Raw genomic sequence first — 12,412 nt, forward strand, 5'->3', positions numbered from 1 at the left:
TAGAAGGGTTATTGCCCTATATCAAGTGCTGTATAAACTTCTATCTCTTTTAGAAAGGAAATAGAAGAAACAAATACACATTTAAATTATCACGACACCCCATAAAAGTTCTCCGCTTTTAATCTGTAAACACTGTGGATTTTTAGCTATTAAAAAAAAATAAAGAATTCTTGGGACTTTCAATCTTTGAGTTGTTTTAATTATAGAAGCAGTGTTTTAATAGCCACTATAAAAACGCCAATCATTGTAAATAATTAAAAAAACAAAATATGAAAACTTTAAAAATCACATTATTCCTTTTAGTAGGATTATTAATCAGCATTACTTCCTGTAGTACAGAAGATAGTTTAATTAATGATCGTACAGATGCGACCATTACCGCAAACTCAAATGTAGCAATTCTTATGAGTAAGACTGCAACCAATGATGGTTCTGCAGATAACATTATAGATAGTGCCAACTGTTTAAGTATTGAATTACCGGTAACAGTTACCGTAAACGGCACCACAATTATCATAGATGATGAAGATGGTTATGAAGATATTGAAGATATCATTGATCTATTTGATGATGATGTAGACAGTGTAGTCATCTCCTATCCTATCACGGTAATTCTAGCAGATTATTCTACAATAACAGTAAACTCTGATGCTGAATTAGCAGTTCTTACTGCAAATTGTACCGATGAAAATGACAACGATGATGACATAGAATGTATAGACTTTCAATACCCTATTACGGCGTCAATTTTTGATACTAACAACGTGTTAGTCAATACGGTTACTATCAATAACGATAATGATATGTATAATTTTATAGATGACCTGGATGAGACTACATCAGTAACTATTAATTTTCCTATAAGCGTAATACTTGCAGACGGAACTACACAAACCATAAATAATGTTCAAGAACTAGAAAATGCGATTGAAACAGCCGAAGACAGTTGTGATGAAGACGACGATTATGATTATGATGATGACGATTGTGATACTTGTACAACAGGTGACTTAGATAGCATTTTTGCTACTTGCCAACAATTTGAAGTAGACGACTTAAAAATAAATGATACCGATCTTGAAGACAACTATGTAGGATATATTTTTACCTTTAACAATGACGGCACCATAACAGTTGTGGAAAACACAAATACTTGGAATGGAACATGGTCAGCTTCAGGGACTGCAAATGATATCGATGTCATCATAAACATCAACGGTTTGCCAGATTTTAATAACACTTGGAATTTGCATGAAATTGAACAAGAATTAGGAGAAGCTGAAGTTGAACTAAGACTAGGTGATGATCGTTTAAGCTTTGAAAGCGATTGTTAAATCTATTCCAACACTAATTTATACATGGGAAATCCCCTGTCCGGAAACTCAACTTTTAAAACTATTATTATGAAAAAAACACTTTATTTAGGAACCTTATTACTTTTAAGTAGTACGCTGCTATTTACTTCTTGTTCCAATGATGATGCTAATAGTACCGACATCAGTCAGCAGATAGCTGCTATAGAAAACAATGTAGCATCTGGGAACTGGGTGGTGACCAACTTTAATGACTCCGGGATAGACGAAACCGCAGACTTCTCTGGCTATGTTTTTAGGTTCGATACCAATGGAACTCTTACAGCAACAAGCACAGCTAATACACTTACAGGAAACTGGTCTGTCACTAATGATAGTAATAATAGCAATGATGATAGCAGTAGTGACAGTGATGATATAGATTTTAACATCTTCTTCCCTGTTCCTGACAGCAGTGATTTTGCAGATTTGAATGATGATTGGGATGTTGTTTCTTTAACAGCTACAAGACTTGAACTTATTGACATAAGCGGTGGAGACGGTAGTACTGACAGACTTCTTTTTGAGAAGAATTAAAACCTGCACATTAGCATAAAAAAAGAATATTTATTTCTTATTTAATTAAAGTCAGCTGTGTTCATCATGGCTGACTTTTCTTTTAAGCCATTATTTTATAACTGGACTATAGCCGCTATCTTATGCAGGAGTATTCACTTGGTCATTACTTCCATAAAACCAATTTATTAACTGGGATTTAAGCTTATATTTGCAGCTTTATTAATGGTATATTCCGCAGTACTTTTTCTATGACATTACATGTCCAAATTACCCCAAGAGCATAAATTTATTGATCTCTCCGATTATGGAAGACCAGTAGCAAAAATGATCGCCAACTCCTTAAAAAACACTTCGTTCACACCTGTTCATGTGACCATAGGTTTTATCATATCCGGGCTCATCGCTATCTATTGTATTTTACAAGAGTATTTTTGGTTGGCTGGATTCTTTTTGATATTCAAATCCATCCTTGATGCCGCAGATGGTGAACTGGCTCGAGTAAAGCAAAAACCATCTTACACAGGTCGGTATTTAGATTCTGTTGCAGACATTATCTTAAACGCGTTGTTTTTCCTGTCTATCTGGTTCATTACAGACACTCCTATATGGATCTGTATTGCCGCCTTTTTAGGACTGCAATTACAAGGGACGCTCTATAATTACTACTACGTTATTTTGCGAAATAAATTTGATGGCGACACCACCAGTCGCGTGTTTGAAACCAAAACACCAGTAGCATTGAAAGGCGAAAAACAACAACATGTGAATATTCTTTTTAGTTTATACTTGTTCTTTTATGGTGCTTTTGATAAAGCCATTTATGCATTAGACACCAATGCAGGTACAGGTAAAATATTCCCTAAATGGTTAATGACTAGTATCTCTACTTTTGGTCTGGGTTTCCAATTACTCCTCATTTCTGTGATGCTGGTCTTGGGCTTTAAGTCTCTTATACTTCCTTTCTTTTTAGGATATACATTTATGGTGTTTATTTTTATAGGAATACGAAAAATATTTTATTAAAGCAGCTTAAAAGAATCTTTACTCCTGCCCGTTTTGAAGAATTTAGGCCTATCAGCTATTTTTAAATCTATTCGTAAATCAGTTTCTAAAACACCCCTTGATTATTTTAAACTTTACCTTGTTAATGGTTGGGTAAATGTCGTCAACCTAAGTACAGGTAAAGCTCCTACGCCTCTTATTCCAGAGTCTATGCACTAGGTAAGCACTTACAACAAAGCCATTAACGGAGTAAGCACCTCTTTTGCGCTAGGGACACTTAAGGATTCCTTCTAACGTAAATATTCTGGACGGTGTTGTCCTAATGTAAAAGACAGTAATTTTTTTGGTTACCACAATAGGTTAGTAATCGTTGGAGCAATGATATCAGCTGATCTGAGGTCCACTCATTATTAACCACCACAGCTATTTCCTAATGAGCTATGTATAGAATCCATAACAAATAGAAAGGGCCTCCGTTAAAATCAAATTGCTAGCCCTTGATTTTCAATCACTAATCCAAACTCTTCAACTAGTTTGAATATATTATCTTAGGAATACGACAAGTTATTAATCTAAAAATTTAGTATATCTTAGACTTTACGACTGACCTCATAAGTATTGCTTAAAAAGGCGGACCCTATAACATGCAAAAAAACAAAATACTATTTCTATTTCAAAAGTTTTTCTCTGATAAGACTCGAGAAAGAACTGAAAAGGTCATTCTCAATCTTGCCCTACTCAGCTTTTTTGTTCACCTAGTAGTCATCTATTTATCCAAGTTTGATTTTATAGAATTATCTATGGACAATGGATTATTAAATAACCCTATCTCTGCTGTTTACACGCCATTTTCTTTTATCCTTATTTATGAGGTTTATTTGCTTATTTATTATTTACCAAAGTCCATTACAACATACATTACCAAGCAATATGAAATTATAACGTTGATCATTATACGTAAATTATTTAAAGATTTAGCGTCTTTAGAACTTTCTTCCGAATGGTTTGAAATAAAAGGAGATTTACAATTTACTTATGACTTAATAGGATCGCTACTGCTTTTCTATTTGATATTTCTATTTCAAAAGCAAGGTAGAAGAAAGTTGATTCAAGGAAATAATATAAAGCCAAGAGTGGAAAGATTCATTTATAAGAAAAAAGTGATTGCCGTTATTTTGGTGCCATTATTCTTTGTTATGGCTTTGTATACGCTAACCAATTGGGCAATAGGATTTTCTCTGATTCCTAACGAATTAGCACCTTTTGAGAGTATCAATAACCTATTCTTTGATGAGTTTTTTACAGTCCTCATTTTAGTTGATGTCGTACTTCTATTAATATCATTGTTTTATACCGACCAATTTCATGAGATCATTAGAAACTCTGGATTTATCATATCTACCATTTTAATAAGGATGTCTTTCGGAGTAAGCGGTGCGATTAGCACTATTCTAATTGTGGTGGCTGTTCTTTTTGGACTTGCCATGATTACCGTTCACAATAAATATGAAAAAGACCTACTCCTTAGAGCGTCTACTAATAAAATATAGCTGCCTTGAATCTATGAATAGCTTTATAAGAAAATAATCCTATGAGGATGGTGGCTGTTGTGTAGTTGAAATCTATTCTTTAACGAGCTTTAGAATCTCCTTTTTATATAGTAGAAGACTCATTCTTAGATGATGCGTTTCTCGCTTTACACACTGCCTAAGTTGCCTTTTTATGAGCGAACAGGATTTTATAAAGCGGCTAACTACCCATTCAAAAAGGTTTGGAAAATCGGAATCAAAGAGAATTTGCTAGGCCTATAGTAACGATCGAGTAACCGCGCCTGTATAAGGCCAAAAAAAAATCGACACAAAAACAATTTCCTTCAACGACTTAAAAGCTAAGGCATTGATGGCTTTACTTATGGAAAGGTTTAAAAATAGAAACGCCTCGCAAATTGCGAGGCGTTTGAAGTATCATTAAAACTCTAAGAAAATTACTTCTTGAATTTTGAGTATTTGTTTTTAAATTTATCAATACGACCAGCGGTATCGATAAGTTTGCTCTCTCCTGTATAGAATGGGTGAGATGTGCGAGAAATCTCTAATTTGATCAAAGGATATTGTGTTCCTTCAAAATCGATGGTCTCACTAGTATTTGCAGTAGACTTGGTAATGAAAACTTCTTCATTAGACATATCCTTAAATGCTACTAATCTATAATTCTCTGGGTGTATTCCTTTTTGCATGACTTTAATCTTATTCTTTAGCGGCTGCAAATTTAATTATTTTTCTTTAAATAACAACCTTTTAATTCCTAATTAATTTAAAACAAATGTAAGCCTTAAAACCACACCTCCTAGCTTTATATTTGCGTTCTTATTTAAAAAACATTTTTGTGGACCAAACGATCAAGAGAAACTCCTTTATTTTAGGACTTATAGGAGCTTTAGTTACCCTATCAATCTACATGTACATGTGGCAAGCCCAGGATTATTTAAATCCGCTATTAAACACATCTATATACATATACCCTATCCTATTTGGTGTCATCGCACAAGTATGGGCGAGAGTCGTAATGAAAGGCAAGGTTTCTTTTAAACAAGTTATTTTGGCTTACTTCATTTGTATCCTTTTGGTTTTTATAACCGAATCTGTTACCTATTACCTTTTGCTTAATCATATTGATACCAACGCCAAAGAAATTTTATTACAAGCATGGCGCGGCATTAACGATAAGACTCAGAGCAATCTAGCTCAGGTTAAAGTATTCAAAGAACCTTCTTTTTCTTTATCAGAATTTGCCTTAGGTTTTGCGACTAAAACACTGATGTTTACCGTTCCTGGACTGATTACTGGACTCGTTATAAGTAAAATTCCGCGTACAGTTTCTAACGGTTTGCAAGATCAATTATAAGAAGCAACCTATATTTGCACTTTAAAACACTTTTTAATCCTTTGCAAACAACAGATCTCTCCATCGTAATACCGCTTCTAAATGAGGCTGATTCGCTTCCAGAATTACAGGCATGGATCGATCGTGTCATGGAAACCACCGTTTTATCTTATGAAGTTATTTATATAGATGATGGAAGTACCGATGGAAGTTGGAACATTATAAGCTCGCTTTCGCGAAAGCGGCATCAAGAACATGCTCCTAACCCTATAAAAGGCATCAAGTTTTACACGAACTATGGGAAGTCCCAGGCGTTACACGCAGGTTTTAAACTCGCACAAGGAAAAGTAGTTATTACTATGGATGCCGATCTTCAGGACTCTCCAAATGAGATTCCAGAGCTCTATGAAATGATTACAGAAGGGGGTTTTGATCTCGTCAGTGGCTGGAAAAAGAAACGTTACGACAGTGTTATTTCTAAAAACTTACCAAGTAAACTTTTTAATTGGGCAGCCCGTAAAACCAGCGGTGTGCAACTCAATGATTTTAATTGCGGATTAAAAGCCTACAAAAGTGAAGTCGTAAAAAACATAGATGTTCACGGAGAGATGCACCGTTATATTCCTGTTTTAGCTAAAAACGCAGGATTTGCAGACATCACACAAAAAGAAGTCGTCCATCAAGCCCGTAAATACGGTACGACTAAATTCGGTTACGAGCGTTTTATCAATGGCTTTTTAGATTTGATCACTATTGCATTTATTTCAAAGTACGGGAAACGACCTATGCACCTCTTTGGCAGCTTAGGTGTCATCATGTTTTTGTTAGGCTTTATAATCGCAGGCTACGTGGGCAGTTCAAAGCTCTATCTTATGGCATATGACCTTCCTTATAATTTAGTAACAGATAATCCTTGGTTTTTTATAGCCTTAACCAGCATGATACTAGGAACACTTTTCTTTATTGCAGGGTTCTTAGGAGAACTTATTCTAAGAAATGGCCATCAAGGGAATCGCTATAAAGTGGCTGAAGAAATTTAGTAGGCAGTAAGCAGGTTGATTTTCAATAAGTTGTAAATATGAGTAGGCAGTAGTCTTGGTACAACTAATTACTAAACCCAATAGATTTATCTCAAAATAATACTGCCGATTACTCTAACGAGTAGGCAGTAGGCAGGCTGATTTACAGCAAGCTGTAAATGTGAGTAGGCAGTCACTACTTCGTAAAGCGTATAGCAAGCTCATTCCATTTTGTTTACTTAGCTATCAAAACCAACTACTGCCTACTCAAATTTGTGAGCGCAGCAAACAAATGAACCTGCCTACTGCCTACTGCCTACTCAAATTTGTGAGCGCAGCAAACAAATCAACCTGCCTACTGCCTACTCAAATTTGTGAGCGCAGCAAACAAATCAACCTGCCTACTGCCTACTCTTTTTACTACCTACTTTATATTATATTTATATCATGAATAATAGCAAAGGATTTAAAGACTTGATCGTATATCAAAAAGCTTTTGATCAAGCGATGCAAATCATGAAACTATCAAGGTCCTTTCCTGCTCAGGAGAGATATAACCTTACTTCTCAAATAGTAAGATCTTCTAGGGCCGTTTGTAGTAATATTGCCGAAGGTTATCGCAAAAGAATTTATCCCAAGCATTTCGTTTCTAAAATGACAGATTCTGATAGTGAAAATTCAGAAACCGATATGTGGCTGGATTTTGTTGTTGCCTGTGAATATGATAACGAAGACAACATTGTCAAGCTACGTCATCTCAATAACGAAATAGGAAAAATGCTCAATTTCATGATCACCAATCCAGAAAAATTTCTTCCTAAAAAAGATAAGTAGGCAGTATAAATTATGATTTGCAACAGGTTAAAAATATGAGTAGGCAGTAGTCTTGGTACAACTAATTACTAAACCCAATAGATTTATCTCAAAATAATACTGCCGATTACTCTAACGAGTAGGCAGTAGGCAGGCTGATTTACAGCAAGCTGTAAATGTGAGTAGGCAGTCACTACTTCGTAAAGCGTATAGCAAGCTCATTCCATTTTGTTTACTTAGCTATCAAAACCAACTACTGCCTACTCAAATTTGTGAGCGCAGCAAACAAATCAACCTGCCTACTGCCTACTCAAATTTGTGAGCGCAGCAAACAAATCAACCTGCCTACTGCCTACTCAAATTTGTGAGCAAAGCGAACAAATCAACCTGCCTACCACCAGCTCAAATTTGTGAGCAAAGCAAACAAATGAACCTACCTACTGCCTACTCACATTTGTGAGCGCAGCAAACAAATCAACCTGCCTACCGCCTACTCAAATTTGTGAGCAAAGCAAACAAATGAACCTGCCTACTGCCTACTCAAATTTGTGAGCGCAGCAAACAAATCAACCTGCCTACTGCCTACTCAAATTTGTGAGCAAAGCAAACAAATGAACCTACCTACTGCCTACTCACATTTGTGAGCAAAGCGAACAAATCAACCCGCCTACTGCCTACTCTTTTTACTGCCTACTTATTCCTATATTTGTCTGAGAAAACAAGCTGACTACACATGAATAAAGACCATATCCTTAAAACGGCACAATCCTGGACTCACGAGCCATTTGACGAGGCTACTATAACACGCACACTAGCCTTGATTACAGCAGATAATGATGAGTTTCAAGAAGCATTCTACAAAGATCTAGAGTTTGGTACTGGTGGAATGCGAGGTATTATGGGAGTGGGAACCAACCGTATTAATAAATATACATTAGGTAAAAACACACAAGGTATTTCTCAATATTTAAACGAGCAATTTCCTGAGGAGCAAGTAAAAGTAGCTATAGCTTATGATTGCCGCCACAATTCTAAAGAACTCGCACAAGTTGTAGCAGATGTTTTCAGTGCTAATGGTATTCATGTATACCTTTTTGCAGAGTTGCGCCCTACTCCACTGCTTTCTTACACCGTAAAAGCAAAAGGATGCCATGCAGGAGTTGTACTGACGGCAAGTCATAATCCGCCGGAGTATAATGGTTACAAAGTATACTGGCAAGATGGCGGTCAGTTGGTCCCACCACAGGATCAAGAAATATTAGATATCATAGGATCCACGGACTTTAGTGAAATCAACTTTAATGGGAATCCTGAATTAATAGAATTCCTTACCGAGGAGGATGATAATGTCTTTATAGAAGGTAGTATCAAAGCCGGTAGAATAGCTGGCGATATAGATCGATCTCGATTAAAAATTGTTTTTACCAGTCTTCACGGTACGAGTATTACCTTAATACCAGAAACTTTAAAACGTGCTGGATATACAGATTTACACGTGGTTAAAGAACAAGCTTTTCCAGATGGTGATTTTCCAACGGTTAAATCTCCTAACCCCGAAGAGCCAGAAGCATTAAAAATGGCTATAGCTCTGGCCGATAAAATTCATGCTGACATTGTAATAGGAACAGATCCTGATGGCGACCGTTTAGGCGTTGCCGTGCGGGATAATGAGGGTAAAATGGTGTTGCTTAATGGCAACCAGACCATGATTGCCATGACCGATTTTCTTTTGAAGCAAACCGATTTAAAATCCTTAAAAGAACCATTTATAGGCTCTACTATTGTTTCTACTCCTATGATGCACGATTTAGCGCATTCCTATGACGTAGAATGTAAAGAAGGCCTGACTGGTTTTAAATGGATTGCAAAGATGATTGAGGACTATCCTCACCAAGACTTTATAGGTGGTGGTGAGGAAAGTTTTGGATATATGGTAGGTGATTTTGTACGTGATAAAGATGCGGTTACTGCAGCATTATTAGCTTGTGAGATGTACGCTTTCGCGAAAGCGAATACATCAACCACCTATAAAGAATTGATAAAACTTTACGCGACACACGGCTGTTATCAAGAAAAACTGGTTTCCCTTGTCAAAAAAGGGATTTCTGGAGCAGAAGAGATCAAACAAATGATGGTTGATTTAAGGGAAAGCCCGCCTGCTCAGATAGGTGGACAAGATGTCACGATCATAGAAGACTATGCTGCTAGTACGAGAGTAAACAAGCAATTGAACAAAAAAGAAAGCATAGACATTCCTAAATCTAATGTTTTGATCTTCTATCTAGCCGATGGCTCAAAGATTGCAGCACGACCTAGTGGGACAGAACCTAAAATAAAGTTCTATATATCGGTAAAAACAGTGCTGGATCAAGTGGAGAATTATACTGAAGTCCGCGCGCAGTTAGAAGAAAAAATTAAAGGCATTCTTGCCAGTTTTGACATGTAAATCAATGAATTATTTTAAAGAGATTTTACGGTACGCTAAGCCTTATAAAAGCTATGGAATACTGAATATAATTTGTAATGTATTCTTTGCTTTTTTTGGAGCATTGAGTTTCATTTCACTTATCCCAATGCTGGACGTTCTATTTGACAAGACGCAACAAGTCACCACAAAACCAGAGTGGACCGGTATACTTGACCTGATGTCTTATATTAAAGGTTCTATGGGATTCTACCTGACTAGTGAGGTAGGAAATAAAGAAACGGCTTTACTGCTGGTCATTGGATTAGTATTGGTACTTTTCTTTTTGAAAAATTTATTTGGCTATTTAGGAATGTACTTTATTGCGTTTTTGCGCAATGGAGTTTTAAGAGATATTAGAAATGATATGTATTCCAAAATTGTACACCTTCCCATCGCCTATTTTTCTGAAAAAAGAAAAGGAGATGTGATTGCACGAACAAGTGCTGATGTACTGCAAGTACAAAACAGTTTTCTGTCCATATTAGAACTTATAGTTAAGGAGCCTTTGAATATTGTTTTTTCTTTAGCACTTATGGTTGTCATAAGTCCTAAGCTCACCATCTTTATGCTTCTATTTTTACCTGTATCTGGTTTTTTAATCTCTCGATTAGGTAAAAAACTTAAAAAACGAAGCGATCAAGTTCAAAAAGAACAAGGATATTTTATGTCCTTACTAGAAGAAACTTTAGGCGGACTTAAGGTCATCAAAGGATTTAATGCTGAAAATAGGTTAGAGGAAAGTTTTCAAAACAGCACCGGTAGACTTTATAGATTTGCGGTAAAGCTCAATCACAGAAAGGGACTCGCCAGTCCAGTGAGTGAATTTCTCGGAATTTTAGTGATAGGCATTTTACTTTGGTATGGTGGTCGTCTTGTCATTGTAGAGCAAGCGATAGAAGGAACCACTTTTATAGGCTTTATGTTGCTTGCTTATGGGATTTTAACTCCAGCAAAAGCACTGTCAAAAGCCAGCTATCAAGTAAAAGAGGGGGACGCAGCTGCTCAGCGTGTGCTAGAAATCCTTCATACTAAAAATGATATTGCAGATCAACAAGGAGCCGTAACTATTCCCGCTTTCGCGAAAGCGATAAACATCAACAATATCACCTTTTCTTACCTAGAAGAACCCGTACTCAAAAACTTCTCCCTCCACATTCCTAAAGGAACTAGCGTAGCTCTAGTAGGGCAAAGCGGTTCTGGGAAAAGTACGATTGCAAATCTACTCACTAGATTCTATGATGTAGAAGAAGGAACTATTACTATAGATGACTTGAATATTAAAGAAGTAACGCTTAAAAGTCTAAGAGATCAAATAGCAATTGTGACTCAAGATTCCATTTTATTTAATGATACGATTGCTACTAACGTGGCATTGAGCGACAAAAATGCTTCTGAACAACGCATTATCGATGCCTTGAAAATCGCAAATGCTTGGGAGTTTGTAAAAGAACTTCCTGAAGGTATTCATACCAATATAGGCGACAGTGGTAACAAACTTAGCGGCGGACAAAAACAACGTCTTTCTATCGCTAGAGCGGTACTCAAAAACGCTCCTATTTTGATTCTGGATGAGGCCACTAGTGCTCTGGACACAGAAAGTGAACGACTGGTACAAGATGCATTGGAGAAAGTAATGAAAAATAGAACTTCTATAATCATTGCCCACAGACTATCTACCATTCAAAATGCCGATCATATCGTAGTGATGAAAAAAGGAGAAATAGTAGAGCAAGGAACTCATGCAACTTTAATTGCTCAAGAAGGACTTTATCACAGTCTAGTAGGCATGCAGAGCTTAGGATCATAACTTTTAGTATATTTATCTTATAAAATTGAAAACATGAAAAAGCTTATTCTTCTAGTTGCATTTTTAATCGCTGCTACTTCCCTATCACAGGCTCAAGAGACTGTCGATGTATTAATGGGAAAGGCACTAAGTGAAGCGGCAGCTTCAGAAAAACATGTACTTGTTAAATTTGAAGCATCCTGGTGTGGCTGGTGCCATCGTATGACTAAACAAATAAAAGATCCAAGCGTGGCTTCTTATTTTAATGAGAACTATGTAATGCTTCCTATAGTTGTTTTTGAAAACGCCGATAAAGTATCCTTAGAAAATCCAGGTTCACGTGAGCTCGTTACAAAATACAAAGGTGAGAAAGCAGGTTTGCCATTTTGGGTGATTCTTGATTCTAGTGGAAATGTAGTCACGGACTCTTTTAATAATAAAGGTCAAAATCTAGGATGCCCAGCTTCTGAAGAAGAGGTAGCTGTTTTTATAGAAAAACTTAAAGCGACGTCAGAAATGAACCCTGAAGATGAAAAAAATGTGGCCATGATCTTTACCAAAAAGTAATTCA

The 12,412-nt window shown here is 36.3% G+C and carries 12 protein-coding genes; 11 read left to right on the plus strand and 1 reads right to left on the minus strand.

Annotated features, from left to right (window positions below; translation table 11 throughout):
- The first annotated feature begins 269 nt into the window (after positions 1-269).
- From CW736_RS12830 to CW736_RS12845, 4 genes are all read left to right on the plus strand, one after another.
- Positions 270-1,334, plus strand: a complete 1,065-nt coding sequence (locus CW736_RS12830; RefSeq protein WP_101014752.1) for a hypothetical protein — start codon at positions 270-272, stop codon at positions 1,332-1,334.
- A 69-nt stretch (positions 1,335-1,403) separates the two neighbouring features.
- Positions 1,404-1,889 carry a hypothetical protein gene (locus tag CW736_RS12835; protein WP_232735363.1) on the plus strand — a complete coding sequence of 162 codons (486 nt, stop codon included), beginning with the start codon at positions 1,404-1,406 and terminating at the stop codon, positions 1,887-1,889.
- A gap of 240 nt (positions 1,890-2,129) precedes the next feature.
- Entirely contained in the window at positions 2,130-2,894 is a 765-nt protein-coding gene (locus tag CW736_RS12840; RefSeq protein WP_101014753.1) for a CDP-alcohol phosphatidyltransferase family protein, read from the plus strand.
- 623 nt (positions 2,895-3,517) lie between these two features.
- A complete protein-coding gene (locus CW736_RS12845; RefSeq protein WP_101014754.1) occupies positions 3,518-4,423 on the plus strand; it encodes a hypothetical protein in 906 nt (301 codons plus the stop codon).
- A 434-nt stretch (positions 4,424-4,857) separates the two neighbouring features.
- Here CW736_RS12845 and CW736_RS12850 read toward each other — a convergent pair whose 3' ends face one another.
- Positions 4,858-5,109, minus strand: a complete 252-nt coding sequence (locus CW736_RS12850) for a type B 50S ribosomal protein L31 (protein ID WP_101014755.1) — start codon at positions 5,107-5,109, stop codon at positions 4,858-4,860.
- 149 nt (positions 5,110-5,258) lie between these two features.
- Here CW736_RS12850 and CW736_RS12855 point away from each other — a divergent pair, with 149 nt between their 5' ends.
- From CW736_RS12855 to CW736_RS12880, 7 genes are all read left to right on the plus strand, one after another.
- Entirely contained in the window at positions 5,259-5,777 is a 519-nt protein-coding gene (locus CW736_RS12855; protein WP_157810965.1) for a DUF4199 family protein, read from the plus strand.
- A 41-nt stretch (positions 5,778-5,818) separates the two neighbouring features.
- Positions 5,819-6,796 (plus strand): glycosyltransferase family 2 protein, encoded by a 978-nt coding sequence (locus CW736_RS12860; RefSeq protein ID WP_101014757.1) that lies wholly within the window; start codon positions 5,819-5,821, stop codon positions 6,794-6,796.
- Between the two features lie 160 nt (positions 6,797-6,956).
- On the plus strand, positions 6,957-7,226 hold the full coding sequence (locus CW736_RS14170) for a hypothetical protein (protein ID WP_157810966.1): 270 nt from the start codon (positions 6,957-6,959) through the stop codon (positions 7,224-7,226).
- Positions 7,223-7,609, plus strand: coding sequence for a four helix bundle protein (locus CW736_RS12865; protein ID WP_101014758.1), 387 nt, complete (start codon positions 7,223-7,225; stop codon positions 7,607-7,609). The genes CW736_RS14170 and CW736_RS12865 overlap by 4 nt, the downstream gene beginning before the upstream one ends.
- Before the next feature lie 712 nt (positions 7,610-8,321).
- Complete coding sequence (locus CW736_RS12870; protein ID WP_101014759.1) at positions 8,322-10,034, plus strand: phospho-sugar mutase; 1,713 nt, start codon at positions 8,322-8,324, stop codon at positions 10,032-10,034.
- A gap of 4 nt (positions 10,035-10,038) precedes the next feature.
- Positions 10,039-11,862, plus strand: coding sequence for an ABC transporter ATP-binding protein (locus CW736_RS12875; RefSeq protein WP_101014760.1), 1,824 nt, complete (start codon positions 10,039-10,041; stop codon positions 11,860-11,862).
- A gap of 33 nt (positions 11,863-11,895) precedes the next feature.
- Positions 11,896-12,408, plus strand: a complete 513-nt coding sequence (locus CW736_RS12880) for a thioredoxin family protein (RefSeq protein ID WP_101014761.1) — start codon at positions 11,896-11,898, stop codon at positions 12,406-12,408.
- Positions 12,409-12,412 lie beyond the last annotated feature (4 nt).

This window comes from Nonlabens sp. MB-3u-79, assembly GCF_002831625.1.
In the GTDB taxonomy this organism is placed as follows: domain Bacteria; phylum Bacteroidota; class Bacteroidia; order Flavobacteriales; family Flavobacteriaceae; genus Nonlabens.

What these genes read in the sequence shown, in the direction of transcription:
- CW736_RS12830 (WP_101014752.1), top strand. Translation starts at nt 270, where the DNA reads ATGAAAACTTTAAAAATCACATTATTCCTTTTAGTAGGATTATTAATC.
- CW736_RS12835 (WP_232735363.1), top strand. Translation starts at nt 1,404, where the DNA reads ATGAAAAAAACACTTTATTTAGGAACCTTATTACTTTTAAGTAGTACG.
- CW736_RS12840 (WP_101014753.1), top strand. Translation starts at nt 2,130, where the DNA reads ATGTCCAAATTACCCCAAGAGCATAAATTTATTGATCTCTCCGATTAT.
- CW736_RS12845 (WP_101014754.1), top strand. Translation starts at nt 3,518, where the DNA reads ATGCAAAAAAACAAAATACTATTTCTATTTCAAAAGTTTTTCTCTGAT.
- CW736_RS12850 (WP_101014755.1), bottom strand. Translation starts at nt 5,109, where the DNA reads ATGCAAAAAGGAATACACCCAGAGAATTATAGATTAGTAGCATTTAAG.
- CW736_RS12865 (WP_101014758.1), top strand. Translation starts at nt 7,223, where the DNA reads ATGAATAATAGCAAAGGATTTAAAGACTTGATCGTATATCAAAAAGCT.
- CW736_RS12870 (WP_101014759.1), top strand. Translation starts at nt 8,322, where the DNA reads ATGAATAAAGACCATATCCTTAAAACGGCACAATCCTGGACTCACGAG.
- CW736_RS12875 (WP_101014760.1), top strand. Translation starts at nt 10,039, where the DNA reads ATGAATTATTTTAAAGAGATTTTACGGTACGCTAAGCCTTATAAAAGC.
- CW736_RS12880 (WP_101014761.1), top strand. Translation starts at nt 11,896, where the DNA reads ATGAAAAAGCTTATTCTTCTAGTTGCATTTTTAATCGCTGCTACTTCC.